A 26,507-nucleotide genomic window follows, 5' to 3' on the forward strand; every position below is an offset into this window, starting at 1 on the left:
CTCATGCACTATCATTTGGCGCCGTCCTGTTGGACGGTGATTTTTTCTCTGCAGCAAGGCCAGGAGATGCCCGGCAGCCGCGAGCTGCTGGAACGCATCGCCCGACTGGCGGCTTGCCAGGCCGGCTTTCTTGGACTGGAACGCGGCGAGCCGGGGCGGGACACCGTGTCCTACTGGGACAGTGTCGAGGCCATCGCCGCCTGGCGTCAGTGCGCAGAGCGCCTGATTGCGCAGCGTTACGGGCCGGAAGCCTGGTATCGGGTGTTCGCCTTCAACGTGAGTGCGGCTGCCGCATGTCCGCGGCCGTCGACCGGGGGCGCCTGATGAGTCAGCCGGGCAGGGTGGACCGCCAGCCGGCCTATGTGCTGCACGCGCAGCCCTACCGGGAAACCAGCTTGCTGGTGGAGGTCCTCAGCCGCGACCATGGCCGTTTCTCGGTGGTGGCGCGCGGGGCGCGGCGACCTCGGGCTGATCTGCGCGGCCTGCTGCTCCCGTTCCAGCCCCTGACCCTGTCTTGGTTCGGCAAGGGCGAGCTGCGCACCCTGCACAGCGCGGACTGGGACGGCGGCGTGCCGCAGCTCTCCGGCCTGCCGCTGATCTGCGGTTTTTACCTGAACGAATTGATGATGAAGCTGACCGCGCGCGACGACCCCGAACCGCGCGCCTTCGCCGTCTACGACGCCGCGGTGCGCGGCCTGGCGCGCCAAAGCGGCCTGGCGGCGGTGTTGCGCCGTTATGAGCTGAGGCTGACCCAGGTGTTGGGCTACGCGCCCAGCCTGCTGCGCGACGGCGACGGCGCGGAGGTGGACGCGAGCGTCAGCTACTGGTGTCAGGGCAACGCCGCGCCGGAGCGCGACGCCGGCCAGAGCCTGGAGCGCGGGCTGCGGCTCAGCGGCGCCAGCCTGTTGGCGATAGAGGCCGACGACTACGCGGAGGCCTCCACCCGGCTTGAAGCGCGGGCGCTGATGCGGGTATGGTTGACCGCTTTATTGGGCGAGGAGCCGCTGGCTTCGCGCGAGCTATTGCAAGCCGTCAATTCCTTGTCGGATTGAGGCGAACCTAATCGGGAGTGAATATGATTCTGTTGGGCGTAAACATCGATCACGTCGCCACCTTGCGCCAGGCGCGCGGCACCCGTTATCCCAGCCCGGTGGAGGCCGCGCTGGTGGCGGAAACCGCCGGCGCCGACCTGATCACCTTGCATCTGCGCGAAGATCGCCGCCACATCCAGGACGCCGACGTAGTGGCGATGCGCCAGACGGTCAAGACCCGGGTCAACTTGGAAATGGCGATGACCGAGGAAATGCTGGCCAATGCGTTGGCGGTGAAACCGGAGGACGTGTGCCTGGTGCCGGAAAAGCGCGAGGAAGTCACTACTGAGGGCGGCCTGGATGCCATCGGCCACTTTGCCGATGTGAGTCGTTATACCCGCAGCTTGCAGGAAGCCGGCATTCGCGTGTCCATCTTCATCGACCCGGACCGCGCGCAGATTCAACGCGCCTGGGACGCCGGCGCGCGCGTGGTGGAGTTGCACACCGGCGCTTACGCCGACGCCCATGACGCCGCGGCGCGCGACGCCGAACTGGCGCGCATCCGCGATGCCGCCGTTTTCGCCGCCGAGCTGGGCATGGTGGTCAACGCCGGGCACGGTCTCAACTACCATAATGTGCAGCCGATCGCCGCGATTCCGCAGATCGCCGAATTGAACATCGGCCACGCCATCGTCGCCCAGGCGCTGTTTGTCGGCTTCGCCGAGGCGGTGAAGGAGATGAAGGCGCTGATGGCGGCCGCTCGCGGTTAAGCGCTGTGCCCACCGTCGTTACCCACGCCTTGGCCGGCGCCACGCTGGCCGGTCTGTGCGCGCAGCGGCCGCTGAGCGCGCCCGGCATGGCCGGGTGGCTGTTGCTGTGCGGCGCGGCGGCGATGCTGCCGGACCTGGACGTGATCACTTTCAAGCTGGGCATTCCCTACGCCAGCCCCTGGGGGCATCGAGGCATCTCTCATTCGCTGACCCTGGCCTTGATCGCCGGCGGCCTGCTGGCCGTGTTCGGGCGGCGCTGGTGGCGGCGGCTGAGCCTGGGGCCCATGCGCGCCTTCGCGGTGCTCAGCCTGGCGGTGGCTTCACACGCGCTGTTGGACATGTGGACCGACGCCACCCATGGCCCGGCGCTGGCGATGCCCTGGCACCAGGGGCGTTTCTTGTTCGACTGGCGGCCGATCGAGGGCTCGCCGTTGACGCCCAGCCGTTGGCTGGGCGCTAAGGGTCTTCGGGTGTTGAGCTCGGAGTTGCTGTACGTCTGGCTGCCTTGTCTGCTGCTTTGGATGGCCCGCGCGGCTTGGTTGCGCGGACGCGGGGAGGGCGGGCGATGATTTACGGCATTGGCACTGATCTGGTGGAAATCGAACGCATGCACGCGATGTTCCAGCGCTGGGGTTTCAAGCTGGGCCGGCGCATGTTGGCGCCGGCCGAGCAGCAGGCCTTCGTCGACAGCGCCGATCCGGCGCGATTCCTGGCCAAGCGCTTCGCGGTCAAGGAAGCGCTGGCCAAGGCGCTTGGCACCGGCGTGCGCGAGCCGGCGCTGCTGACGGCGATCTGGGTCGAGCATGATGAATGGGGTAAGCCGCTGTTGGCGCTTAGCCCCAAATTGGAAGATTTTTTAAGTCAGCGCGGCGTGGGCGCGCGTCATCTGTCTATCAGCGACGAGCGTGGTCACGCGCTGGCTTTTGTGGTGCTGGAGCGCTCCGCGCCCGGCTAGATAGAAAGCAAACCGATGCAGCAGACTCAACAGAGCGCGGCCTTGCCGCGCGGGCCGGTGATGGCGGGCGTGGCCGGCCTGCGGCTGACGGACGAAGAGAAGCGGCGCTTATCGCATCCGCTGGTGGGCGGGGTGATTCTGTTCCGCCGCAATTTCCAGGACATTGAACAACTGAAGGCGTTGACCGCGGAAATCCGCGCGCTGCGCAGCCCGCACCTGCTGATCGCGGTGGATCACGAAGGTGGCCGGGTGCAGCGCTTCCTCGACGGTTTCACCCGCTTGCCGCCGATGCAAGTCTTGGGCCGGATGTGGGAGCAAGACCGTCCGGCAGCGCTGGCGCAGGCGGAAAATGTCGGCTACGTGCTGGCGGCCGAGTTGTCCGCCTGCGGCGTCGACTTGTCCTTCACTCCGGTGCTAGACCTGGATTGGGGGCGTTGCGCGGTGATTGGCAACCGCAGCTTCCACCGTGATCCGGCCATCGTGGCGGAGCTGGCCGAAGCGCTGCAGCGTGGTCTGGCGCGCGGGGGCATGTCCACCTGCGGCAAGCATTTCCCCGGCCATGGCTTTGTCGAGGGAGACAGCCACCACGTGATGCCGGAAGACGGCCGCAGCCTGGCCGAACTGGAAGCGGACGACTTGGTGCCTTTTGGCCGCTTGGCGGCGGCGGGCATGGGTTCGGTGATGCCCGCCCATGTGTTGTACCCTGCGGTGGATGCGCAGCCAGCCGGTTTCTCGCGGGTCTGGCTGCAGGATGTGCTGCGCGGCCGGCTGGGTTTCGACGGCGTGATCTTCTCCGACGCTTTGGACATGGAGGGGGCGGCCGGCGCCGGCGGCTTCGTGCAGCGCGCCGACGCGGCGCTGGCCGCCGGTTGCGATATGGTGTTGGTTTGCAATGATCCCCGGCAGACCGATCTGATTCTGGCCAATCTGCGGGCGCCGGCGCAGCCGGACTTGGCGCGGCGGCTGGAGCGCATGGCCGGCAAGGCGGCGGATTGGGCGGGGGAACTGGCCGGCCCGGCTTTCGCCGCGGCGCGCGCCCAGGTGGAGCGTTTGAACATGCCGGCGGACGCGATGCGCGGGCCGGATGTGGGCGAGGCGAATTAGAGCCGTCGACAATGATCGGCGGAAAGACGGCCCGGACGCATGGACGCCCGGGCCGTTGTCGTTTGGAAAGGGCGTTTAAACAAACTGCACAGGCACGTAGAAGTCGCGTCCAGGACGGCTGACCAGTACTTGCGGCTGGCCCTGGATCACCGCGCGGAAGGCGCGCGGCAGCCGGCGCCAATCCATGAACTTCATCTTGATGCTGTCGTATTGCGCTTGAGTGTGTCCCATGGTGTTCTCCCGAAGGTTCAGTCCACTTTGTGGATGACGTTGGTGACGACGCCCCAGATATGGAAGGCGGCGTCTTCCGGCACCGGAATCGGCTGAAATTCCGGGTTTTCCGGCAACAGGCGGATGCCCTTGGCGGTTTTTTCCAGCCGCTTCACCGTGAGTTCGCCGTTGAGCGCCGCTACGACAACCTTGCCGTTGCGCGCTTCCGCAGCGCGGTCCACCACCAGCAGGTCGCCGTCGTGAATGCCGGCGCCCAGCATGGACTCCCCCTTGACCGTGACGAGGAAGGTGCTGCCCGGCCGCGGCGCCAGCCGGGCGTTGAGGTCCACGTCGTCTTCCTTGAGGTCGTCCGCCGCCACCGGCGAACCGGCCGGCACGCTGTTGGCGAACAGCGGCAGCGATAGTTCGCTGAGGTGGCGCGCCAGCGTGCGCACGTCGTCGGCTTGGGCGTTGTGGGCGGTGCGCCAGCTGCGGTAATCGTGCAGCCAGTCTTCCAGCACCGGCTTTAGCGGTTCCGGCACGCGGATGGCTACGGTCTTGTCGCCGCCGTAACTGGACTTGCGGCCGGCGCCGCTGCGTTTGCCCCCGTGGCTCATGGCTAATCCTCTGTAATGCAAGCAGATTTGATTGTGTACATTATCAAACGACAGGGCAAGTTTTTTTTGCGAGTGGCGGCGGCGAGCGCAAAAAAAGCCCGCTGACGCGGGCGGGTTTCGGCGAGCGGACGGCGCCTTCAGAGCCGGTAGAAGCAACGGGCGCAAACCGCGCGGTAGCGGGCGTTGCCGCCTATTTCCACCTGAGGGCCTTCCTTGACGCGGCGGCCGTCGGCGTCGATGCGGATGTGCATGGTGGCTTTTTTGCCACATTCGCAAATGGTCTTGATCTCTTCGATTTCGTCGGCCAGGGCCAGCAGCATGCCGGACCCGGGGAAGGGTTCGCCGCGGAAGTCGGTGCGCAGGCCAAAGCAGATCACCGGAATGTTGCGGGTGTGAGCCAGCTCGTGCAGCTGATGCACTTGTTCCGGTGTTATGAACTGGGCTTCGTCTATCAAGATGCAGGCGGTCTGTCCGAAGTCCTCGGCCAGGAAGTTCAGTTCCGGCGAGAAGGTGCGGGCGTCGCGCTGCAGATTAAGGCGCGAGGTGATTTTGCCGAAGCCGTAACGGTCGTCCATGGCGCTGGTGAACAGCGCCACGGTCTTGCCCATGGATTCGTAGTTGTTGGCGATTTGCAGCAACTGGGTGCTTTTGCCGCTGTTCATCGCGGCGTAGCGGAAAAAGAGTTTTGCCATCGATGGATTCTCGGTGGGGCTTAAAGGTCGCCGCCGGTTTCCAGCACATAGCTGGCGCCGGCGTCTTGCGCCAGATGCTGGGCGAGGTAGGGCAGCACTTCGCGCAGCGTCTGCGGCAGCGTCCACGGCGCGTTGAGGATGAACATGCCGCTGCCGTGCATGCCGAAGCCGTCGCTGGACGGCTTTTGCACATGCAATTCGGCGCGCAGCCAGTTCTTGGCGCCCAGCTTCTTCATTTCCTTGGGCAGTTCCTTCATCTCCGCGCGCTGCAGGCAGGGATACCAGACGGCGTAGACCCCGGTGGCGAAGCGCTTGAGGCTTTCTTTCAGAGCGGTGATCACGTGCTGGTAGTCGCGTTTGTCCTCGTAGGGCGGGTCGATCAGCACCAGCGCGCGGCGCGGCGGTGGCGGCAGAATCGCCTTGATCGCCTCGAAGCCGTTGGCCTGCTGGATTTGCACGCGGCGGCCGGCGTCGGCGAAGGTGTCGGCCAGCAACTGGTGGTCGGTGGGGTGCAGCTCGAACAGGCGCAGCTTGTCGCTGGCCGGCATCACTTCCGCCGCGCACCAGGGCGAGCCGGGGTAGAGCTTGAGTTCGCCGTCGGCGTTCAGGCTGCGCACTACCTCGACGTAGTTGGCGACCGCTTCCGGCAGATCGTCGCGCCGCCACAGCCGGGCGATGCCGGATTCGAATTCGGCGTTCTTGGTGGCGTAGCCTTCCACCAGCGAGTAAGCGCCGGCGCCGGCATGGGTGTCGATATACCAATAGGGCTTGGCTTTCTGGCCCAGGTAGTTCAGGAGTTCGATCTGGATCAGATGCTTGAGCACATCGGCGTGGTTGCCGGCGTGAAAGGCGTGGCGGTAACTGAGCATGGCGGCGGGATATGGCGTTTGTCAGCCGCGGATTGTACCGGATTCGGCGTGGCCGCGCAGCGCGTCCTCCAGCGCGGCGCGCCAGCCCAGCTGTTCCGCCAGCTGCATGAAGTCGTCCGCCGGCGGCGCTTGCAGCAAGAGCGGCTGGCCGCTGTCCGGGTGGCTCAGTTGCATGGCGACGCAGGCCAGCAGCAGGCGCCGGCTGCCGAAATGCTCGGCGAACATGCGGTTGTGCCGGCCCTTGCCGTGGGTGGCGTCGCCGATGATGGGGTGGGCGATGTGCTTCAGATGACGGCGCAGCTGGTGGCGGCGGCCGGTGTGAGGCGTCAGCTCCAGCAGGCTGTAGCGGCTGCTGGGGTAGCGTTCCACCTCGATCGGCAGCTCGATGCGCGCCAGCGTGCGGTAGTCGGTGACGGCGGCTTGCGGCGCGGTGTCCACGGTCTCGCCTATCCATTCCAGGTCGTCCGGGCGGCGGCTGAGCGGGTAGTCGATATGGCCGGCGTCGTCGGTGTGGCCGCGGACCACGGCGATATAGCGCTTGTCCACCTGCTGGCGTTCGAATTGCCAGCTCATCTCGCGGCACATGTCCTTGTCCAACGCGAACAGCAGCACGCCGGAAGTCCCCTTGTCCAGCCTGTGCACCGGGTAGACCCGCTGGCCGATCTGGTCGCGCAGCAGCTGTACGGCGAAGCGGGTTTCGTTGCGGTCCAGCGCGGTGCGGTGCACCAGCAGGCCGGAGGGCTTATGGATGGCGATCAGGCGGTCGTCGCGGTAGAGAATGGGCAGCATGGAGCGGGTGGAAACGGGTGGGGAGGCCGGCATTGTAGGCGCTGGCGGGCCGCTTTGGAAGGCGGGCGATGCCGCTGTGCTGTAGTTTTATGTCTTACGCTTCGATTACGCGAAAACAACAAGGTTTTGGCATGCTGTTGGCGTTTTTGTGCGCGGGCTCGGGCTTTGCCGGCTTTCGTTGCGACATGATATTTCAAAGTAGAGAGGAAGTTGTTTACAGTCCATGGGTGCGTCATTACAATTCGGCGCGCTCAAACAAGAATGACAGGGCGGCGTCTGTGCCGATTGCTATCCCGTTTGCCACGGGATTGCGGCAGGACCGCATCCGCGCAACCTGGCGTGTAGTTGCGACGCTACATGACGAGGGGCTGGCGGACGCTTTGCTTCGCTGCACGGCACGGGAACCACAGGGGGTGATCGGCGTGCGGGTTGACCAACAAACTCCATAGAGTCATAGAGATGAAAATCCAGCTGAAACGAATGAGCTTTGCCGTAGCGGCAGCGGTGCTGTCCACCTCCGCCTTCGCCAAAGAGTTCTCGCCCGCCGTGGTTTACGACATGGCAGGCAAGTTTGACAAGAGCTTCAACGAATCCGCGTACAACGGCGCCGAGCGTTTCAAGAAGGAATTCAAGATCAACTACCGCGACGGTCAGATCGCGTCCGAAGCCCAGAAAGAGCAGCTGCTGCGCAATATGGCGCGCCGCGACGCCGACATCGTGGTGGCGATCGGCTTCTCCTTCACCCAGGCGGTGGAAACCGTTGCCAAGGAATTCCCCAAGGTCAAGTTCACTCTGATCGACGCGGTGGCCAAAGGTTCCAACGTGCAGAGCATTGTGTTCAAGGAACAGGAAGGCGCCTTCCTGACCGGCGTGGCCGCGGCGATGGCGTCCAAGAGCGGCAAGGTGGGCTTTGTCGGCGGCATGGACGTGCCGCTGATCCGCGCCTTCGGCTGTGGCTATGTGCAGGGCGTCAAGTTCACCAACAAGAACGCCAGCGTGATCCAGAACATGACCGGCACCACTCCGCAGGCCTTTAACGACCCGGCGCGCGGCACTGAGCTGGCCAAGAGCCAGTTCGACCGCGGCGTGGACGTGGTGTTCGCCGCGGCCGGCGGCACCGGCCTGGGCGTGCTGCAAGCCGCCAAGGCCGCCGGCAAGTACTCCATCGGCGTGGACAGCAACCAGAACCACCTGTACCCGGGTTCGGTGCTGACTTCCATGGTCAAGCGCGTGGATGTGGCGGTGTTCAACACCTTCAAGGACGCCAAGAACGGCTCCTGGAAGCCGGAAGTCAAGATTCTGGGCCTGAAGGAAGCCGGCGTGGATTGGGCGCTGGACGCCAACAACCGCAAAGTGATCACTCCGGCGATGGAGAAGAAGATCAACGCGGCCAAGGCCGACATCATCGGCGGCAAGATCAAGGTGGTGGATTACCGCTCCAACAACAGCTGCCCGGTGCAATAAGCTGAGTTGAGTTTTCCCTGATCCGTTTCGGGGGCGCAGGCACGATGAACTTCATCGTGCCTGTTTGTTCATGCCGGAGCGGAATCAGACTGACCCTAACCAGGGAATATGAATAAGCATGACCGAGTTTGCCATTGAGCTGGCGGGCATCAACAAGAGTTTTGGTGCCGTCAAAGCCAACCGCGACGTCTCGATGAAAATCGCCAAGGGCACTGTCCATGGCGTCATCGGCGAAAACGGGGCCGGTAAATCCACGTTGATGAGCATTCTGTACGGCTATTACCAAGCCGACAGCGGCGCCATCCGGGTGAACGGCAAGGAAGCGCCGATCCGCAACAGCCAGGAAGCCATTGAGCTGGGAATCGGCATGGTGCATCAGCATTTCATGCTGGTGGACACCTTTACCGTGCTGGAGAACATCGTGCTGGGCGCCGAAGGCGGCCTGGTGCTGAAAAAAGGGCTGGACGAGGCCCGCGAGCATCTGAAAGAGCTCAACCGCAATTACTCGCTGGAGGTGGATCCGGACGCGCTGGTGGGCGATCTGGGCGTGGGCCTGCAGCAAAGGGTGGAAATCCTCAAGGCTTTGTACCGCGGCGCCGACGTGCTGATCCTGGACGAGCCCACCGCGGTGCTGACGCCGCAGGAGGCGGACCATCTGTTCCACATCCTGCGTTCGCTGAAGGCGCAGGGCAAGACCGTGATCCTGATCACCCACAAGCTGCGGGAGGTGATGGACATCACCGACGGCGTCAGCGTGATGCGCGCCGGCACCGTGGTGGCCAACGTCGCCACCTGCGACGTGGACAAGGAAAAGCTGGCGGACCTGATGGTGGGCCGCAAGGTCAGCCTGAAAGTGGACAAGGCCGAGCGCGAGCCGGGCGCGGCGGTGCTCAGCGTCAAGAATCTGTGCCTGACCGACGCGCGCGGGGTCAAGCTGCTGGATCAACTGAATTTTGAAGTGCGGGCCGGAGAGATCGTGGGCATTGCCGGCGTGTCCGGCAACGGCCAATCCGAGCTATTGGAAGTGCTGGCCGGCATGCAAGAGCCTAGCGCCGGCGAGATGGCCTACAAGGGCGAGGATTTGCTGCGCCGCCGTTGCGGGGCTCAGCCGCGCGCCGCGCTTTACCGCAGGCTGGGCATTGCCCACGTACCGGAAGACCGCTCGCGCGAAGGCCTGGTCAAGGCTTTCTCCAGCTATGAAAACGCCATCCTCGGCTATCACGGCGAAACCGGCCTGGGCCGCGGGCCGTGGTACTCGCGCAAGCGGCTGTTGGCGCGCACTCGGGACTTCATCCAGCAATTCGATATTCGTCCGGGCAACCCGCTGCTGCGCGTGGGCCTGCTTTCCGGCGGCAACCAGCAGAAAGTGGTGCTGGCGCGTGAAATCCACGCCAACCCCGACCTGCTGCTGATCGGCCAGCCGACGCGCGGCGTGGACATCGGCGCGATTGAATTCATTCACAAGCGGCTGGTGGAACTGCGCGACGAGGGCAAGGCCATTTTGCTGGTCTCGGTTGAACTAGAAGAAATCCTGGCGCTGGCCGACCGCATCCTGGTCATGGCCGGCGGACAGATCACCGGCGAAGTGGCGGCCAAGGACGCCGACACCATTTCGCTGGGCCTGCTGATGGGGGGGCACAAGCATTGAAATTCGGACAACCTTCCACCTTGCCGCGCTGGGCGCAGCTAACGGTGCTGCCGGCGCTTAATCTATTGGCGGCCTTGCTGGTGACGGGCCTGGTCACCTGGTTGATAGGCGAAGACCCTTGGGAATGCCTGAAGCTGCTGATCAACGGCGCTTTCGGCTACGGCGAGGGCATAGGCTACACCCTGTTCTACACCACCGGCTTCATCTTCACCGGCCTGGCGGTGGCCACCGCCTTCCACGCCGGTCTGTTCAACATCGGCGGCGAGGGCCAGACCTACCTGGCCGGCCTGGGCGTCACTCTGGTGGTGCTGGGCTTCGACCACAGCCTGCCGCCGGCGGTGCTGGTGCCGCTGGCCATCCTGGCGGCGATGGGCTTCGGCGCGGCCTGGGCCTTCGTGCCGGGCTGGCTGCAGGCCAAGCGGGGCAGCCACATCGTAGTGACCACCATCATGTTCAACTTCATCGCTTACTCCTTGATGTTGTACCTGATCAGCCATCATTTGATCGAAGCCGGTTCGCAGAACCCGACCACGCGCGAATTCGGCCAGGCGGCATGGATTCCCGCCATCCATGAAATGGCGGCGCGCTTTGGCGTGGAGATTCCCACCTCGCCGCTGAACCTGACTTTCGTGATGTCCTTGCTGGCCGCCGCGCTGTTCTACCTGGTGGTGTGGCATAGCCGCTGGGGCTTCGAACTGCGCACCGTGGGCACCAGCGAACCGGCCGCCCGCTACGCCGGCATGAGCGTCAGCCGCGTCATCATCATCGCCATGTGCGTGTCCGGCGCGCTGTCCGGTCTGGCCGCGGTCAACGAGCTGATGGGCTCCGCCCACCGCATGAACGTGATGTTCACCAACGGCGTCGGTTTCGTCGGCATCGCCGTGGCGCTGATGGGCCGAAACCACCCAGTGGGCATTATCTTGTCCGCGCTGTTGTTTGGCGCCTTGACCCAGGGCGGCTCCGATCTGTCCTTCGAGAAGCCGATGATCACCCGCGAGATGATCATCTTCATTCAGGGCCTGATCATCCTGTTCTGCGGCGCGCTGGAAAACCTGTTCGAGCCGTTCATCGCCGGCCTGTTCAAGCGCAAGGACGACAAATAATGGAAATCTTCTTCAGTCTGCTCGATTCCACGCTGCGCGTGGCCACACCGTTGATCCTGGCCGCGATGGCCGGCATGTTCTCCGAGCGCTCCGGCGTGGTGGATATCAGCCTGGAAGGCAAGATGCTGGTGGCGGCTTTCGCCGCCGCGGCGGCGGCTTTTGCCACCCAGAACCCGTGGATAGGCATGGCCTGCGGCATTGCCGCCTCGGTGGCGATGGCGATGATCCACGCCTTCGTATCCGTCACCTACAACGGCAACCAGCTGATTTCCGGCATGGCGCTCAACACCGTCGCCTCCGGCATCACCCCGGTGTTGGGCCTGGCCTGGTTCCAGCAGGGCGGCAATACCCCGCAGCTGCCGGACGAGGGGCGTTTCCACGAGATCGCGCTGCCGTTCGCCCATGAGCTGCGCGACGTGCCGCTGCTGGGCCAGCTGTACAGCAAGCTGCTGTCCGGCCATAGCATCCTGGTGTATCTGACCTTGTTCTTGATTGTGCCGCTGGTGACCTGGGTGCTGTACAAGAGCCGCTTTGGTCTGCGTCTGCGCGCGGTGGGGGAAAACCCGCACGCGGCGGACACCGCCGGCATCTCCGTGGCCAAGGTGCGCTACACCGCCTTGTTCTGGGGCGGCGTGCTGTGCGGCATCGCCGGCACCTACCTGTCTGTGTACCAGACCGGCAGCTTCATCAAGGAAATGACCGCGGGCAAGGGCTTCCTGGCGCTGGCCGCGCTGATCTTCGGCAAGTGGAAACCGCTGCCGGCGGTGCTGGGCTGCCTGGTGTTCGCTTTTGCCGACGCCATCCAGATCCGCCTGGAAGGCGTGGCGCTGCCAGGCATCGGCCAGATCCCGTCGCAAGCGATCGCGGTCATCCCCTATGTGCTGACTGTGTTGCTGCTGGCGGGGTTCGTTGGCCGGGCGGTGGCGCCCAAAGCGATAGGCATACCTTTCGTCAAGAGCCGTTAACCGGCGTTTGAGACAGGCTAGAAACCGCCGGCGGGCTTTGCCCCTGGCGGTTTTTTGTTTTATATCGCATACGGGAACCTTGCCGTCGTTTGTTATTCATAGTGATTCCCAATATCAACTGCCATTGCGTTGCCTGGCGGTTGTTCAGAAAATTTGAATCTTTTGCGCTAATAATTTCGCTATGACGGCAATGGCCGCGCTTTTATGATTAACAGGCATGACAGGTTTTAATTTGCCGCTCATTTGTAATAAGGAATTCGATGCAACGCTACAGTCCCACACAGATTGCTTTGCACTGGCTGATTGCGCTGTTGATCATTGCCGCCCTGATCATGGGCTGGTACTTCAACAGCATGCAGATCACATCGCCGGCCAGCTTCAAACTGAAAGCCTCTTTGATCGCCTGGCACAAATGGGTGGGCATCAGCGTGCTGGCGCTGGCCGTGCTGCGCCTGATCTGGCGCGCCCGCCGCGGCGCGCCGGCGCCTTTGCCGGGGCAGCCGGCCTGGCAGCTTAAAGCCGCCGGGCTGATTCATTTGTTGTTGTACGCCTTGATGCTGGCGATGCCGCTGGTGGGCTGGCTGATGAGCTCCGCCAAAGGCTACCCGGTCGTGTGGTTCAACCTGGTGCAATTGCCGGACCTGGTGGAAAAGAACGAGGCGCTGGGCCATGTGCTGGGCTGGAGCCACGCGCTGATGGCGTACGCCATCGTCGCCATCGTCGGCCTGCACGCGCTGGCGGCCTTGAAACATCACTTTATCGATCGCGACGCCACGCTGGCGCGGATGCTGCCGTCCTGTCGCAAAGGAGATCCTCAAGCATGAAATTTCTGACTTCTCTCGCCCTGAGCGCCGCCGTGGCGCTGGCCATGGCGCCGGCTCAGGCCGCGCAAACCCTGAACGCGGCCAAGAGCACGTTGGGCTTTACCTTCAAGCAAATGAACGTGCCGACCGAAGGCCGCTTCAAGAGTTTCGCCGCCAACGTCAGCTTTGACGCGGCCAAGCCGGAAGCCACCAAGGCGGTGTTCACCGTGGACCTGGGCAGCGTGGACGTGGGCAGCGCCGACGGCAATACCACTGTGCGCGGCGCGTCCTTCTTCAATATCGCCAGCCTGCCCAAGGCGACTTTCACCGCAAAATCAGTCAAGGCCTTGGGCGGCGGCAAGTTCGAAACCCGAGGCACCTTGAACCTGAAGGGCATTAGCCGCGAGGTGGTGTCCACCTTCACCGCCGCCAGCGCAGGGAATGAGACCACGCTGCAAGGCAGCTTCCCGCTGAACCGTCTGCAATTCAAAGTGGGCGACGGCGCTTGGGACGACACCGAAGCGATCGCCGACCTGGTGACCGTCAAATACAAATTCGTTCTGACCGGCAAGTGATCTTGCCTTTCCTTACCCTGGAGAAAACCGACGTGACGACCAAAATGAAAACTCTGTTTGCCGCCGTGATGACGTTGGGTGTGCTGGGCAGCGCGCAAGCCGCCCCGGTCACTTACGAAGTGGACAGCTCGCACACCCATGCCGGCTACTCGCTGAGCCACCTGGGCTTTTCTACGCTGAGCGGCCGCTTCAACGACACCAAGGGCACCGTGGTGCTGGACCAGGCCAAGAAAACCGGCTCGGTGGACATCGTGATCAAGACCGCCAGCCACGACAGCGGCTGGGCGGCGCGCGACAAGCACATCGCCAGCCCGGATTTCCTGGACGTTGAAAAGTACCCCACCATCACGTTCAAATCCGACAAGTTCACCTTCAACGGCGACAAGCTGGCGGCGGTGGACGGCCAACTGAGCCTGCACGGCGTGACCAAGCCGGTGACGCTGACCGTGACCAACTTCAAGTGCGTGGATTCCCATCCGATGGCCAAGAAGCCGTGGTGCGGCGCTGACGCTACCGCCACCATCAAGCGCAGCGAGTTCGGCGTTGGCGCTTACGCGCCGGCGGTGGGCGACGATCTGCAATTGACCATTGCCATCGAAGCCGGCAAGAAGTAAGCGGATTCGATAAAGCGCCGGAACCCGTGTCCGGCGTCAAAAAAAAACCCGAGTCGAAGGACTCGGGTTTTTTCATGCCGGCGGCACCGTTCAGGTCAGGCCCAGGACGATGGGGGCCAGCCAGTCGGACAGCCACATCACCAACAAGGGGCTGATCACGGTCATGCCGCCGAACACCGTCCAGGGCAGGCGCGCTTCCGGCTGACGGCGCATCACGAACAACAGCGCGCGGTAACCGGCGTAGCTGACGACCATGATCAGCGGCGGGGCCATCAGGTAGGACAGCAGCGGCCGCCAATCCAGTAGCCGCGAAAACGCGACGATGCCAAGATGCAGGCTGAGCTGGCTGGCCATCAGCGCCGCCAGCTGCGGCTGGCGTTCGGGGAAGGCCAGGCCAAGCCGGCTGACTTTCAGGCTGCTGGCGGACCATAGCACGGCCGCGATGCCCAGCCAGGCGTAGGCGTAACAGAAGGGGAGCAGCACCGGCGACAGCGCGGTGAGGAAAGGGTCCGCGCGGAAGATCAGCGCCAGGATGAAGAAAGACGACGCGAAGCACAGCTGAGCGATGCCGTCGCGGCTGGCGATCAACCGCCACAGAATGTGCAGATAGAACAGCGCGACCAAGGCGAGCAGGAACCAACCAGTGGGCGTCGCCGTCATTGAGCCTCCAGCACGCGAGTCAGCGCGGCGGACACTTGCTCGCCTATCTGGGCCAGGTAGTGGGTGTGCATGTCGAAGGTGAAGCGTTGCGGATCGTCCGACGCCAGGGCCAGCAGGCCAAAGGCCTGGCCCTTGCCATCGCGCAGCGCCAGTTGGGCGAAGGACTGCAGCACCGGGGCGGCGGGGAACCAGGCCAGCACATCGTCGTTGACGTAGGGGCCGCAATAGGGCGCGGAGAGATTGCGCGCCAACGCGGCCACCTCGCTGCGGGCGTCGTAGGCCGGGCCGGCGGATTCCGCCGCCGGATGCCACAGCCGCAAGGCTACGCGCTTCAGCTTGAAATGCTCGGCGAAGCAGGCGGGCAGCGCGTTCAGCACGTCTTGCAGACTCAGGCAGGCCTGCAGCGTCAGCCCCAGTTGATGAGCGCTGGCGATGATGCGGTCGTTGGCTTCGCTGTGGCGGATCAATTGCTGCAAGCGGGACTCCAACTGCCGGTTGCGGTCCTTCAAGTCCAGCATTTGGCGTTCCGCCAACGAAACCACCACGCGGTCCTGCGGCGCGCCGCTCGGCTTCAGGCCAAGCCTTTCGGCGTGATGAGCGAGAAAGTCCGGGTGTTGGTCCAAAAACGCCAGCACATCATCTGTCTGCATAATTCATAACCCCCTTACGGCTGTGTTGTTGTTGCGCGCCCGCTGCCGTCTTGCGCCGACGGCGGGCCGTTAAATCTCGATTTCGCCCTGGAATACGGTGACGGCGGGGCCGGTCATGGTCACCGCGGCGTCGTCGGCCGGCCATTCCACCGTCAGTTCACCGCCGCGGGTGTGTACCCGCACACGTCGGTCCAGCAGCCCGCGGCGGATGCCGGCCACCACCGCCGCGCAGGCGCCGGTGCCGCAGGCCAGCGTTTCGCCGGCGCCGCGTTCGAACACGCGCAGGCGGATTTCATCGCGTGCCACCACCTGCATGAAGCCGGCGTTGACCCGTTCCGGAAAGCGGGGATGGTTTTCGATGGCCGCGCCGAGGCGCGTCACGGGAGCCAAGGCTACATCTGCGACTACTTGCACCGCGTGGGGGTTCCCCATCGACACCACGCTGACCGACAAGGTCGCATCCTCGACTTGCAAATCATGGCACACCGCCTCGCGCTCGGCCTGAAACGGAATCTCGTCCGGAGCGAATCGCGGCCGGCCCATGTCCACCCGCGCCTGACCGTCTCCCAGGTATTCCGGCGCGATCACGCCCTTGGCGGTTTCCACCCGGATTCGTGATTTGGCGGTCAGGCCGCGGTCGGACACGAACTTGGCGAAGCAGCGCGCGCCGTTGCCGCATTGCTCCACCTCGCCGCCGTCGTTATTGAAGATGCGGTAGCGAAAATCGTTGTCCGGAGAGTGAGGAGGCTCCACCAGCAATAACTGATCGAAGCCGATGCCGAAGTGGCGATCGCCCAACTGACGGATACGTTCCGCGTTCAAGGGGACGGTTTGACTCACGCCGTCGACAACCATGAAGTCGTTGCCGAGGCCGTGCATTTTGGTGAAGTGCAATTTCATTGGCGCGCCAGATTCTGCGTGAACAATCGGCCCGTTGCCGGGCCGGCGGTCGGGCGGGGAGCCGTGCGCGCCAAAGCGCGGACGGGGCTCCGCCGCCAATAAGGCAGGTTAGCACAGTGGCGTAGATAGAGGTACAGGCGCGCGCTCAGGCGCTGGCCAGCGGCTTGCCGGGCGCGGCTTCGGTACCGGCGTAGGCCTGCAGGGCCGCGCTGGACGCGGCGGTTTGCGGCATGGCCTCGTCGCCGGTCTGGACGGCGGCGGCTTGCGCGTCGGCGGCGGCGGTCTGGCTGATATCGTCGATCAGCGAGCCGGACGAGGACGCTAGCGCATCTTGTCCGGTGGCCAGCTTGAGGGTGTCTTCGGCGGCGTCGCCGGGCTGGCTGAGCTTGAGCTGCATTTGCATCAGCAGCAGCCGTACCAGCGTGGCCATGTCCAGGCGGGGGCGGTCAGCCTGCGCCGGCTGTTGAGCCGGCTCAGGAGTGGCCGGCGCGGTCGCGGAGGGGGCGAAGGCGGCATCTGCTGACGCGGTCGTCGCTTGAGCGGGGATGGACGGCTGGAAGGAAGTGGAGTGAACTTTCATATCAGTGTGCGCAAGAGTCAATGAAACAGGCCCGGCGCAGGGCCGGGCCTGGGACGATGGCGGGCTCAGCAAGCGCTGCTATTAGCCTGGTAGGCATTCAGCGCAGCCTGAACCTGGCCGCCGCCATGATGATGATGGTGGCGATGATGAGCGGGCTGGCTCTGTTGCGAGTTGGCCTGCAAGTCCTGCTGCAATTGCTGGTAACCCTGTCGCGCCTGGCTGAGGTTGCTGCTGCTCAGGTCCTGCCCCAGATTGCTGAACAGCGCGCTGGGCAAAGTGGCCGCCGAGGCGCCGGTCAGCGCGCTCAGCGCGTCGTCGGTATCGCCGTCGCTGGCGCCGCCGAGGCTGCTCATCTGCAACTGGCTCAGCATCTGGTTGAACAGCAGGGTCATATCGTTGCCGGCGCTGGCGGAGCTAGTGCTGGAACTGCTGCCGGCGCTGGCGACGCTGCCGTCGGTCTGCATGGAATTGATCAGGCTGGCGAAATCCTGGGCGCTGCCGCTCTTCGCGCCGGTGCCGCTGGCTGCGCTCGCGTTGGGCAAGTTGGACTGCAGGCTGGCGAGCGCCTGCTGCGCGCCGCTGAGATTGCCTTGCCGCACATCGTTGATCATGGCCAGGAAATCTTGGTGGCGCTGCTGGTGAACGGCCCGCCGTTGTTGCCAGGCGTTGCCGCTGGCGTCGATGCCGCTTGTGTTGCTGACTGACATGGATAATCTCCCGCAAAGTCTATGGTGGAGTGTCGGTCGTGAGCTTCACGGAGCAGCTCGACTCCCATTCGTCGCCCCGGTTTCGATGTTTGCCGGCACGGCCGGCAATCCATGCCGCTGTGGCGGACAGGATTGCCGCAAGGCGGCGGGTTTAGCCTGTTATCGCGTCAAAACAAGGGTTTGGCTAGCGGGTAGATGCAAGCGGCGTGCCAGCGGGCAGGCGAGATTCTGTTAATTTCCATTAGGTGTCCTGCTGGGTATGGATGGTCTTGATATAAACAAATCAGCCCTCTAAATCGCCGGGATACCGCCATGCGTTTTGCCATTACCTTGTCCGATCGCTTCAAGCCGGTGCTGGACGTCTTCCTGCATGCCGGCTGGCAGCCGTTGAAGCTGTTCTGCACCCCGGTGGACCATCGCATGCATCACCACAAAGAGTCATTGGAGGCGGCGGAGCGCTTGGGCGTGCCGGTGCAATTGTCGCGGATGCGCGAACGCGATTTGCTGGAGCTGGCCGAGCAGGACTGCGAAGCCTTGCTGGTGGCCAGTTACAACTGGCGGGTGCCGGACTGGGAGCCTTATCTGAATTACGCGGTCAACTTCCATCCGTCGCCGCTGCCCATCGGCCGCGGGCCTTACCCCATGGTGAGGGCGATTTTGGACGGTCATCGGCAATGGGGCTGCAGCTGTCACCAATTGACTCGGGAAATGGACGCCGGCGATGTGCTGGCGCAGGAGCAGTTCGCGCTGAGGCCGGACGAAACCCATGAATCGCTGGACGCGAAACTGCAACTGGCGCTGTACCGGCTGGCCGGGCGGGTGGCCGGCGACTTCGCTTCTTTGTGGGAGCAGGCGCAGCCGCAAGGAGAGGGCAGCAGCTACTGGCCGCTGTGGAGGGACGAAGAGAGGATGCTGGATTTCAATCTGTCGGTGGAAGACATCATGCGCCGCGTCCGGGCCTTTGGCGATTTCGAATGCATGGCCACGGTCAACGGCGTCACCGTGCACGTGCACCGCGCGCAAGCCTGGCGCGAGAGCCACGCCTACCCGCCGGGGGCCTTGATTTTGTCCAATGCGCTGAGCCTCTTGGTGGCCGCCGCCGACGGCATGGTGCTGATCAGCGAATGGAGCTTGAACCCGCCCGGCGGCGTTAGCGGCCGTTTGCGCGGGTGAGGCGCGGCCCTGCGGCCGCGCCTGTTCCCATCTTATTTCTTCACGTTAAAGGCTTCCAGCGCCGCCCGCGCCGCGGCGGCGATCACTTCGTCGCTGTGCTTGGCTTCTTTCTTGGCGTGCTTGGTGTAGACCGCCAGCACGATGGGCGCGCGCTTGGGCGGCCAGATCACCGCGAAGTCGTTGGCGGTGCCGTAGACGCCGCAAGTGCCGGTTTTGTCTCCCACTTCCCAGCCGGCCGGCACCGCGGCGCGGATTCTGGCGTTGCCGGTGGTGTTGCCCTTCAGCCAGTCCGCCAGCTGTTGGCGTTGCGGTTCCGGCAGCGCCTTGCCCAGCGCCAGTTTTTGCGCGCTTTCCGCCACCGCTTTGGGGGTGGAGGTGTCGCGCGGGTCGCCGGGGATGGCGGAGTTCAGTTCCGGCTCCCGACGATCCAGGCGGAAGCTGGCGTCGCCGATGGAGCGCATGAAGGCGGTCAGCGCGGCGGGGCCGTTGATTTCCTTGAGCAGCAGGTTGGCCGCGCCGTTGTCGCTGTATTGCACGGAGGCGGCGTTGAGCTCGGCCACGGTCATGCCGCTTGCTTGGTGTTTGGTGGTAATCGGGGACCAATTAGGCAGAGCCGCCTTGCTGTAGCGGATGCGTTTGTCCAGCAGGCCGGGTTTGTCTTGACTTTGCGCCAGCACTCCCGCCGCCAGAAAGCCTTTGAAAGAGCTGCACATGGGAAAGCGTTCGTTGGGGCGGTTGGCCACGGTGGCGCCGGAGCCGGTGTCGATGGCGTAGACGCCGATGCTGCCGCCAAAGTCGCGTTCCAGTTTGGCCAGCTTGTCGGCGGCGACGGCGAGCGGATCGGCGGCGACGGCCTGGGTTAGCGGCGCGGCCAGCGATGCGAATAAAATCAGATGCTTGAACATGGTTTGGGTCCTTCAGCCTGGTTGGAAAGTATGGCGCTATCCTGATGGCGAAGGCTTGGGCTGTAAATCGCGCAAACTGTAACGTCTGTAACTTTTTGTGCTGACGGCGGCGGTGGAGCGGGGTGTCGACGCCGGGTGTAATCAGGCGCGGGGCCGTCTGAGGAGGGGCTGCGTCATGCCGGCGCAGGCGGCGCGCTTGGGCGAATTCTGGAAGTGCGCGGCGGATGGGCGAGGGTATAAAGCGGCATTCGCCATTTCGCTTGCAGGATTTTCATGCCGGGCCTGATCGCCTTTCATCGCTGCGTCGCGGGGCTGTTGCAACACCTGGGTTTTGACGCGCCGGAGCTGGCCGCGGATCAGGAGGTGCTCAGTCTGCAGCTGGAGCAGCGCTTCTCCCTTCATTTTGTCTGTCTCGATCAGGATAGCTGGTTCATGCAGGCGGACCTTGGCGACGCCTTGCCGTCGCCCGGTCCCGCCGTGCTGGCACAGGCCTTGCGCCGCAATCAGCTGGCGCTTCAAGCCTGGCAGCCGGTGGTGAGCCTGGATCAGGACGAGCGGCTGGGTTGCTGGTTGCGTCTGCCGTGCCAGGGCTGCGATTTGCCGTCGATGGCGTCCGCCCTGGACGCCGTGATTGTCTGCGCCGAAGAGTTGTTGTCGGCGGAGGACGGGCTTGTCGCCCGTTAAGAGCCGGTATACGACCTTTCCGGTGAGTCCGCCGCCCTGTGGGTTGAGTCCGCTGAGTGGATGATGATTTTCATTGCCAGAGCGCTGCCCTGACCGAGCGAGGCAAGCGTAGCGTCGCAAGGGAAAAGGCAGGAAGGGGAACAACGCGGCCAAATTTCCCTATCACTGAGCGAATCAACGATTCGCACGTAGAAACCCCAAAGGCGGTCCTGCAAGCCTGGCCTATGGCTTCTCGCCGGTTCCCGTCAGGTCTGAGGCGCGGCTTGAGAAATGCTGGCGGTTATGGAAGAACTGCGAGCGGAAACTCAATACTAGCTTGCAGTTCATCCATCTGGCTTTCTTGGGGCTCTTACTCAAAAGATTTTAAACACGCTCTTAGATCATCGCCTTCGGATCCACCCACTGGTCAAACTGCTCCGCCGTCACATAACCCAGTTCCAGTGCCGCTTGCTTGAGGGTGCCTCCGTTGGTGTGGGCCAGCTTGGCGATGGCGGCGGCCTTGTCGTAGCCGATGTGCGGATTGAGCGCGGTGACCAGCATGAGCGATTGCTCCAGCAATTGCTCGATGCGAGGGCGGTTTGCCTGCATGCCGCGCACGCAATGATGGTTGAGGCTGTCCATGCCGTCGGCGAGCAGGCGCACGCTTTGCTGGAAGTTGTGCGCGATCAGCGGCTTGAACACGTTCAATTCGAAGTTGCCGGAAGCGGCGCCGATGGATAGCGCCACGTCATTGCCCAGCACTTGGCAGCACAGCATGGTCACCGCCTCGCACTGGGTGGGGTTGACCTTGCCCGGCATGATGGAGCTGCCTGGTTCGTTTTCCGGAATCAGCAGTTCGCCCAGGCCGCTGCGCGGGCCGGACGCCAGCCAGCGGATGTCGTTGGCGATCTTGATCAAGGCGGTGGCCAGTTGCTTGAGCGCGCCGTGCGAGTGCACCAGCGCGTCGTGCCCGGCCAGCGCGGCGAATTTATTGCCGGCGCTGACAAAGGGCAGGCCGCAAGCGCGGTTGAGTTCGGCCGCAACGCGCGGGCCGAACTCCGTGTGGGTATTGAGGCCGGTGCCCACGGCGGTCCCCCCCACGGCCAGTTGGTAGAGGCCGGGCAACGCGGCGCGGACGGCGTGTTCCGCTTGCTCCAGTTGATCCACCCAGCCTGACAGCTCCTGGCCCAAAGTCAGCGGAGTGGCGTCCTGCAAATGGGTGCGGCCGATCTTGACGATGTCGGCGAAAGCGGCCGCTTTGTCCACCAGCGCGGCGCGCAGCCGGCTCAGCGCCGGCAGCAGCCGGTCATGCACCGCGCGTGCGGCGGCCACGTGCATGGCGGTGGGATAAATGTCGTTGGAGGATTGGCCGCGGTTGACGTCGTCGTTGGGGTGGACGAGCCGACCGGGGCCGCGCTCGCCGCCCAGCAGTTCCGAGGCGCGGTTGGCCAGCACCTCGTTCATGTTCATATTGGTTTGAGTGCCGGAGCCGGTTTGCCATACCGACAGAGGGAAGGCGTCCGGGTGTTTGCCGGCCAGCACTTCGTCGGCGGCGGCGACGACGGCGTCGGCCTTGTTCGCAGGCAGCTTGCCCAGCTCGCGGTTGGTCAACGCGGCGGCGCGCTTGACTTGGGCCAGCGCCAGGATCAGTTCCTGCGGCATGGTTTCGTTGGATATGGCGAAGTGGCCGAGCGAGCGCTGGGTTTGCGCGCCCCACAGCGCATTGGCTGGGACTTCGATGTCGCCGAAGGAATCGTGTTCTATTCTGTGTGTCATGGCATGCCTTTCGCACGGGAATGAGGTTTCGATTGTATGCCAAATGCAAGGCAAGGGCTGAACCATTGACCTGTTTCAGGGTCTGAATACGAGGCGGAGCACCTCGGACTGGCCGCTTTTCGAGGTGCTCCCATCGTTTTGGCCTTTGAGAGCGTGTTGACGATCTCGCGAGAAAAAGCGAGACAAGACGAAAACAGCGGAGAAAGCGGCACGTACATGGGGTACATGAGCATTTCGACACTGTACTCACCGTGTCGCGTCTGACGAATCGCAGCAGATCGTAAACAGGTTCTTGGCTTGCATCTTGGCTTTCAACAGGAGTCCACCATGTCGCTTCGTTCCGAATCCACTTTGCGTTCCTTTACCCTGGCCTCGGGCCAGTCCTGTCAATTTCATTCGCTGCCGGCCCTGGCGGAGCTGGGTATCGGCGATGTCAGCCGGCTGCCGGTGTCGCTGCGCATCGTGCTGGAGTCCTTGCTGCGCCATCTGGACGGCCAGCACGTCGGCGAGGAACATGTGCGCCAATTGGCGGGCTGGCGGCCGCAGGCGCCGCGCAGCGAGGAGATCCCCTTTGTGGTGGCGCGCATCGTGTTGCAGGATTTCACCGGAGTGCCGCTGCTGTGCGATCTGGCGGCGATGCGCTCGGTGGCCGAGCGCTTCGGCAAGCCGCCCAAGCGCATCGAGCCGCTGGTGCCGGTGGATCTGGTGGTGGACCACTCGGTGCAAGTCGACCACTTCCGCGAGAACAACGCTTTGGACCTTAACATGAAACTGGAATTCCGCCGCAACGCGGAGCGCTACCGTTTCATCAAATGGGGAATGCAGGCCTTCGACACCTTCAAGGTGGTGCCGCCGGGCATCGGCATTGTGCACCAGGTGAACCTGGAATATCTGGCGCGCGGGGTATTGAGCAAGGACGGCGTGTATTACCCGGACAGCCTGGTGGGCACGGATTCGCACACCACCATGATCAACGGCCTGGGCGTGGTGGGCTGGGGCGTGGGCGGCATCGAGGCGGAAGCCGGCATGTTGGGTCAGCCGGTGTATTTCCTGACGCCGGACGTGGTGGGCGTGCATTTGAAGGGCAGGCTGCGCGAGGGCGTGACCGCCACCGACTTGGTGCTGACCGTCACCGAGCTGCTGCGCAAGGCGCAGGTGGTGGGCAAGTTCGTGGAGTTCTACGGCGCAGGCGCGGCCTCGTTGACCTTGCAGGACCGGGCTACGCTGGCGAATATGGCGCCGGAGTACGGCGCCACCATGGGTTTCTTCCCGCCGGACGAGCAGACCGCCGCCTATCTGACCGCCACCGGACGCAGCGAAGCGGAGGTGGACGCGTTCCGCCGCTATTTCGAGGCGCAGCAGATGTTCGGCATGCCGCAAGAGGGCGAGATCGATTACAGCAGCGTGTTGGAACTGGACCTGGCCATGGTGGTGCCCAGCGTGGCCGGGCCGCGCCGTCCGCAGGACCGCATCGCCTTGCCGGAGCTGAAGCCGCGTTTCACCGAGCTCTTGCATCAGCCGGCCAAGGCCGGCGGCTACGGCAAGAACGAGGCTGGCGGTTTCAGCGGCAAGCTGCGGCACGGCTCGGTGCTGATCGCGGCTATCACCTCCTGCACCAACACCTCCAACCCGGGGGTGATGCTGGCCGCCGGCTTGCTGGCGCAAAAGGCGGTGGCGCGAGGGCTGAGCGTGGCCAGCCATATCAAGACCTCGCTGGCTCCCGGCTCGCGGGTGGTGACGGACTACCTGGGCAAGGCGCATTTGCTGGCGCCGCTGGAGCAACTGGGTTTCCGCGTGGCCGCCTACGGCTGCACCACTTGCATCGGCAACGCCGGCCCGCTGGATCCGGAATTGGAGAACGAGGTCAGCGGTCAGGATTTGATCTGCGCTTCGGTCTTGTCCGGCAACCGCAACTTCGAGGCGCGCATCCATCCGGCAATCAAAGCCAACTTCCTGATGAGTCCGCCGCTGGTGGTGGCCTTCGCCATCGCCGGCCGGGTGGACATCGATCTAGAACATGAGCCGCTGGGCGTTGGCGTGGATGGCAAGCCGGTGTACCTGCGCGATATCTGGCCCAGCCAGCAGGAAGTGGGAGAGGCTTTGCTGCAAGCTACGGACGCGGCGACTTACCGCCGGCTGTACCAGGATTTTGCCAGCGGCAACCCCTTGTGGAACGACATTGCCGCCAGCGTGGGCGAGGTCTACGGTTGGGAGCCGTCCAGCTATATCGCGGAGCCCCCGTTCTTCCAGGATTTCGCGATGCAGCCCACGGCGCAGCCGCCTATCCGCGGCGCGCGCGCCTTGGCGATCTTCGGCGATTCGGTGACCACAGACCACATCAGCCCGGCCGGCTCGATCAAGCCCAGCTCGCCGGCCGGCCTGTATCTGCAGGCGCAGGGCATCACGCCCGGCGATTTCAACAGTTACGGCTCGCGCCGAGGCCATCACGAGGTGATGATGCGCGGCACATTCGCCAACGTGCGCATCCGCAACCTGATGCTTGCGCCGGATGCGGACGGCAAGCCGGTGGAAGGCGGCCTGACCCTGTCGCAGCCGGACGGCGAGCAGATGTCGATTTACGATGCGGCGATGACCTATGTGCGCGCCGGCACGCCGACGCTGATCTTCGCCGGCGAGGAGTACGGCACCGGCTCCAGCCGCGATTGGGCGGCCAAGGGCACGCGGCTGCTGGGCGTGCGCGCGGTGGTGGCCAAGAGCTTCGAGCGCATCCACCGCTCCAATCTGGTGGGCATGGGGGTGTTGCCGCTGCAGTTCCTGGACGGCGACAGCGCCGCCGGCCTCAAGGGCGACGAAACCTTCGAGCTGCGCGGGCTGGAGGACGGTATCGAGCCGCGGCAGCGGGTGCGCCTGCTGATCCGCGACGCAGCCGGGGGCGAACGTGAACTGCCCTTGCTGCTGCGCATCGACACGCCGGTGGAGGTGGATTACTACCAACACGGCGGCATCCTGCCTTATGTGTTGAGGCAGTTGCTGGCCTGAGCGCCGTATTTTGAACGGCGCTTAATGAACAACAGCCGCTCAAAGCGGCTGTTGTTCATTGGTGGCGCAGCGCGGATTCAGCTGCGGCCCAGCTTGAAGTTTTGCCACAAGCGGCCGTAGATGCGCAGGGTTTCCTGACCCACGCTCTTTTGGATGAAACTATTTTTCAAGTCTTCGGCGTTGGGGAAGATGGAGCGGTCGTTCAAGTACTGCTTGTTGACGAACTGCCGCGCCGGCAGGCTGCCGGGGGCGAAGGTCACGGTGTTGGCGTTGTCCGCGGCGATCTTGGGATCCAGGCTGTAGTTGATGAAGGACAGCGCATTGGCCACGTTCTTGGCGTCTTTGGGGATGGCCATGCTGTCCACCCAGATGGCCACGCCCTGTTTGGGCATCAGCGGCACCACTTTGACGCCGTTCTTGGCGTCCACGGCGCGGCGCTTGGCGATGTTGAGGTCGCCGCCGTATCCCATGGCCAGACAGACTTCGCCGCTGGCCATATCGTTGATGTAGCCCGAAGAGGAAATGCGGGTCACGCTGGCGCGAATGGCGTTGAGCTGCGGCATGATGGCGCGATAATCGGCTTCCTTGGTGCTACCCGGATCCTTGCCGAAGTAGTGCAGCGCCATCGGGAAGAATTCGGACGGGGAATCCAGGATGCTGACACCGCAGGATTTGAGCTTGGATACGTATTCCGGTTTGAACAGCAGGTCCCATTCATTGGCCGGCAGCTTGCCGCCCAGCGCTTTTTTCACCTTTTCCTCATTGATGCCCAGAGTGATCACGCCCCAGAAATACGGCACCGCGTATTTGTTGCCGGGGTCCGACACTTCCATCATTTTCAGCAGCGCGGGGTCTATGTTCTTGTAGTTGGGGATCTTGGTCTTATCCAGAGGCTGGAACAGCCCGGCCTTGATGCCCAGGCCCAGCACATTGTTGGACGGCACCACTAGGTCGAAGCCGGAGCGGCCGGTCATCAGCTTGGCGTTTAGGGTTTCCATGCTGTCGTAGACGTTGTAATTGACCTTGACGCCGGTTTGCTTGCTAAAGCCTGGCACGGTGGTGGGGGCGATGTAGTCGGACCAGTTGTAGACGTTGACGGTATTGGCTTGGGCATGAACGGCCGCGGCGAGGCCGAGCGCGAGCAGGCAGTGCTTCCAAGTATTCATATTCTCTTCCTTCTCTCTCTCTTTGCGTGGTTCTTTTTGAGCCTGTTCAAAGTCTCGCGAGCAATGGCGAGACAAGGCGAAAACGAGCGAAAAAGCGGAGTGCACAAGGGATGCATGA

Annotated in this window: 29 protein-coding genes and 1 pseudogene; 17 read left to right on the forward strand and 13 right to left on the reverse strand. The window is 63.9% G+C overall.

What is annotated here, in order from left to right; all coding sequences use genetic code 11:
• Nucleotides 1-3: 3 nt before the first annotated feature.
• Genes GYH29_RS09570 through nagZ form a run of 6 tightly spaced genes read left to right on the forward strand, consistent with a single transcriptional unit; the run spans nucleotide 4 to nucleotide 3,860 of the window.
• Entirely contained in the window at nucleotides 4-324 is a 321-nt protein-coding gene (locus GYH29_RS09570) for an antibiotic biosynthesis monooxygenase family protein (protein WP_019103646.1), read from the forward strand.
• A complete protein-coding gene (gene recO, locus GYH29_RS09575; protein ID WP_043592270.1) occupies nucleotides 324-1,052 on the forward strand; it encodes a DNA repair protein RecO in 729 nt (242 codons plus the stop codon). The genes GYH29_RS09570 and recO overlap by 1 nt, the downstream gene beginning before the upstream one ends.
• Nucleotides 1,053-1,075: 23 nt before the next feature.
• Complete coding sequence (gene pdxJ / locus GYH29_RS09580; protein WP_019103648.1) at nucleotides 1,076-1,801, forward strand: pyridoxine 5'-phosphate synthase; 726 nt, start codon at nucleotides 1,076-1,078, stop codon at nucleotides 1,799-1,801.
• A 5-nt stretch (nucleotides 1,802-1,806) separates the two neighbouring features.
• A complete protein-coding gene (locus GYH29_RS09585) occupies nucleotides 1,807-2,370 on the forward strand; it encodes a metal-dependent hydrolase (protein WP_174243636.1) in 564 nt (187 codons plus the stop codon).
• Complete coding sequence (acpS, locus tag GYH29_RS09590) at nucleotides 2,367-2,756, forward strand: holo-ACP synthase (protein WP_043592248.1); 390 nt, start codon at nucleotides 2,367-2,369, stop codon at nucleotides 2,754-2,756. The genes GYH29_RS09585 and acpS overlap by 4 nt, the downstream gene beginning before the upstream one ends.
• Nucleotides 2,757-2,771: 15 nt before the next feature.
• Entirely contained in the window at nucleotides 2,772-3,860 is a 1,089-nt protein-coding gene (gene nagZ, locus GYH29_RS09595; RefSeq protein ID WP_043592249.1) for a beta-N-acetylhexosaminidase, read from the forward strand.
• Nucleotides 3,861-3,935: 75 nt separating this feature from the next.
• On the opposite strand, the gene GYH29_RS24600 is transcribed toward nagZ, so the two are convergent.
• The 5 genes from GYH29_RS24600 to GYH29_RS09615 all read right to left on the reverse strand — a co-directional run bounded on the left by GYH29_RS24600 (nucleotide 3,936) and on the right by GYH29_RS09615 (nucleotide 7,037).
• Nucleotides 3,936-4,091, reverse strand: coding sequence for a hypothetical protein (locus GYH29_RS24600; protein WP_019102595.1), 156 nt, complete (start codon nucleotides 4,089-4,091; stop codon nucleotides 3,936-3,938).
• A gap of 17 nt (nucleotides 4,092-4,108) precedes the next feature.
• Complete coding sequence (locus GYH29_RS09600; protein WP_019102594.1) at nucleotides 4,109-4,687, reverse strand: LexA family protein; 579 nt, start codon at nucleotides 4,685-4,687, stop codon at nucleotides 4,109-4,111.
• 137 nt (nucleotides 4,688-4,824) lie between these two features.
• Complete coding sequence (locus GYH29_RS09605; protein ID WP_043592251.1) at nucleotides 4,825-5,379, reverse strand: thymidine kinase; 555 nt, start codon at nucleotides 5,377-5,379, stop codon at nucleotides 4,825-4,827.
• A gap of 20 nt (nucleotides 5,380-5,399) precedes the next feature.
• Nucleotides 5,400-6,248 (reverse strand): 23S rRNA (adenine(2030)-N(6))-methyltransferase RlmJ, encoded by an 849-nt coding sequence (locus GYH29_RS09610; RefSeq protein ID WP_019102592.1) that lies wholly within the window; start codon nucleotides 6,246-6,248, stop codon nucleotides 5,400-5,402.
• Between the two features lie 21 nt (nucleotides 6,249-6,269).
• Nucleotides 6,270-7,037: a tRNA pseudouridine(65) synthase TruC gene (locus GYH29_RS09615; RefSeq protein WP_019102591.1), complete on the reverse strand. Its 768-nt coding sequence runs from the start codon at nucleotides 7,035-7,037 to the stop codon at nucleotides 6,270-6,272.
• Nucleotides 7,038-7,496: 459 nt separating this feature from the next.
• Between GYH29_RS09615 and GYH29_RS09620 the strand changes: the two genes are divergently transcribed.
• The 7 genes from GYH29_RS09620 to GYH29_RS09650 all read left to right on the forward strand — a co-directional run bounded on the left by GYH29_RS09620 (nucleotide 7,497) and on the right by GYH29_RS09650 (nucleotide 14,209).
• On the forward strand, nucleotides 7,497-8,501 hold the full coding sequence (locus GYH29_RS09620) for a BMP family lipoprotein (protein WP_107732355.1): 1,005 nt from the start codon (nucleotides 7,497-7,499) through the stop codon (nucleotides 8,499-8,501).
• 118 nt (nucleotides 8,502-8,619) lie between these two features.
• On the forward strand, nucleotides 8,620-10,149 hold the full coding sequence (locus GYH29_RS09625) for an ABC transporter ATP-binding protein (protein WP_019102589.1): 1,530 nt from the start codon (nucleotides 8,620-8,622) through the stop codon (nucleotides 10,147-10,149).
• Complete coding sequence (locus GYH29_RS09630) at nucleotides 10,146-11,252, forward strand: ABC transporter permease (RefSeq protein WP_043592253.1); 1,107 nt, start codon at nucleotides 10,146-10,148, stop codon at nucleotides 11,250-11,252. The genes GYH29_RS09625 and GYH29_RS09630 overlap by 4 nt, the downstream gene beginning before the upstream one ends.
• Nucleotides 11,252-12,217, forward strand: coding sequence for an ABC transporter permease (locus tag GYH29_RS09635; protein ID WP_019102587.1), 966 nt, complete (start codon nucleotides 11,252-11,254; stop codon nucleotides 12,215-12,217). The genes GYH29_RS09630 and GYH29_RS09635 overlap by 1 nt, the downstream gene beginning before the upstream one ends.
• 260 nt (nucleotides 12,218-12,477) lie before the next feature.
• A complete protein-coding gene (locus GYH29_RS09640) occupies nucleotides 12,478-13,041 on the forward strand; it encodes a cytochrome b (RefSeq protein ID WP_019102586.1) in 564 nt (187 codons plus the stop codon).
• On the forward strand, nucleotides 13,038-13,595 hold the full coding sequence (locus GYH29_RS09645; protein WP_019102585.1) for a YceI family protein: 558 nt from the start codon (nucleotides 13,038-13,040) through the stop codon (nucleotides 13,593-13,595). The genes GYH29_RS09640 and GYH29_RS09645 overlap by 4 nt, the downstream gene beginning before the upstream one ends.
• A gap of 44 nt (nucleotides 13,596-13,639) precedes the next feature.
• Nucleotides 13,640-14,209, forward strand: a complete 570-nt coding sequence (locus GYH29_RS09650) for a YceI family protein (RefSeq protein WP_043592255.1) — start codon at nucleotides 13,640-13,642, stop codon at nucleotides 14,207-14,209.
• Nucleotides 14,210-14,299: 90 nt separating this feature from the next.
• Here the strand turns inward: GYH29_RS09650 and GYH29_RS09655 are convergent, their stop codons facing one another.
• The 5 genes from GYH29_RS09655 to GYH29_RS09675 form a co-directional block, all read right to left on the reverse strand.
• Complete coding sequence (locus GYH29_RS09655; protein WP_043592257.1) at nucleotides 14,300-14,869, reverse strand: hypothetical protein; 570 nt, start codon at nucleotides 14,867-14,869, stop codon at nucleotides 14,300-14,302.
• Nucleotides 14,866-15,519, reverse strand: a complete 654-nt coding sequence (locus GYH29_RS09660) for a DUF484 family protein (RefSeq protein ID WP_019102582.1) — start codon at nucleotides 15,517-15,519, stop codon at nucleotides 14,866-14,868. Before GYH29_RS09660 ends, GYH29_RS09655 begins: the two co-directional genes overlap by 4 nt.
• 69 nt (nucleotides 15,520-15,588) lie before the next feature.
• Nucleotides 15,589-16,419: a diaminopimelate epimerase gene (gene dapF / locus GYH29_RS09665; protein ID WP_161523600.1), complete on the reverse strand. Its 831-nt coding sequence runs from the start codon at nucleotides 16,417-16,419 to the stop codon at nucleotides 15,589-15,591.
• 145 nt (nucleotides 16,420-16,564) lie between these two features.
• Nucleotides 16,565-16,999, reverse strand: a complete 435-nt coding sequence (locus GYH29_RS09670) for a hypothetical protein (protein WP_161523601.1) — start codon at nucleotides 16,997-16,999, stop codon at nucleotides 16,565-16,567.
• Between the two features lie 65 nt (nucleotides 17,000-17,064).
• On the reverse strand, nucleotides 17,065-17,706 hold the full coding sequence (locus GYH29_RS09675; protein WP_081574044.1) for a hypothetical protein: 642 nt from the start codon (nucleotides 17,704-17,706) through the stop codon (nucleotides 17,065-17,067).
• A 312-nt stretch (nucleotides 17,707-18,018) separates the two neighbouring features.
• On the opposite strand from GYH29_RS09675, the gene GYH29_RS09680 reads away from it, so the two are divergent.
• Nucleotides 18,019-18,879, forward strand: coding sequence for a methionyl-tRNA formyltransferase (locus tag GYH29_RS09680; RefSeq protein ID WP_043592264.1), 861 nt, complete (start codon nucleotides 18,019-18,021; stop codon nucleotides 18,877-18,879).
• A gap of 32 nt (nucleotides 18,880-18,911) precedes the next feature.
• On the opposite strand, the gene GYH29_RS09685 is transcribed toward GYH29_RS09680, so the two are convergent.
• Nucleotides 18,912-19,784 (reverse strand): carbapenem-hydrolyzing class A beta-lactamase CRH-1, encoded by an 873-nt coding sequence (locus tag GYH29_RS09685; RefSeq protein ID WP_043592266.1) that lies wholly within the window; start codon nucleotides 19,782-19,784, stop codon nucleotides 18,912-18,914.
• Between the two features lie 273 nt (nucleotides 19,785-20,057).
• On the opposite strand from GYH29_RS09685, the gene GYH29_RS09690 reads away from it, so the two are divergent.
• Together GYH29_RS09690 and GYH29_RS09695 are read left to right on the forward strand one after the other, a co-directional pair.
• A complete protein-coding gene (locus tag GYH29_RS09690) occupies nucleotides 20,058-20,468 on the forward strand; it encodes a CesT family type III secretion system chaperone (RefSeq protein ID WP_161523602.1) in 411 nt (136 codons plus the stop codon).
• Nucleotides 20,469-20,715: 247 nt separating this feature from the next.
• A pseudogene (locus tag GYH29_RS09695) lies at nucleotides 20,716-20,835 on the forward strand (IS5/IS1182 family transposase); the annotation flags it as partial.
• Between the two features lie 8 nt (nucleotides 20,836-20,843).
• Here GYH29_RS09695 and fumC read toward each other — a convergent pair.
• Nucleotides 20,844-22,223, reverse strand: coding sequence for a class II fumarate hydratase (fumC, locus tag GYH29_RS09700; protein ID WP_019100390.1), 1,380 nt, complete (start codon nucleotides 22,221-22,223; stop codon nucleotides 20,844-20,846).
• 327 nt (nucleotides 22,224-22,550) lie between these two features.
• Between fumC and acnA the strand changes: the two genes are divergently transcribed.
• Complete coding sequence (gene acnA, locus GYH29_RS09705) at nucleotides 22,551-25,223, forward strand: aconitate hydratase AcnA (RefSeq protein ID WP_161523603.1); 2,673 nt, start codon at nucleotides 22,551-22,553, stop codon at nucleotides 25,221-25,223.
• Between the two features lie 77 nt (nucleotides 25,224-25,300).
• Here the strand turns inward: acnA and GYH29_RS09710 are convergent, their stop codons facing one another.
• Nucleotides 25,301-26,389, reverse strand: coding sequence for a polyamine ABC transporter substrate-binding protein (locus GYH29_RS09710; protein ID WP_019100388.1), 1,089 nt, complete (start codon nucleotides 26,387-26,389; stop codon nucleotides 25,301-25,303).
• Nucleotides 26,390-26,507: the final 118 nt, after the last annotated feature.

The sequence above is a fragment of the Chromobacterium haemolyticum genome, from assembly GCF_009936155.1.
GTDB classification, from domain to species: domain Bacteria; phylum Pseudomonadota; class Gammaproteobacteria; order Burkholderiales; family Chromobacteriaceae; genus Chromobacterium; species Chromobacterium haemolyticum.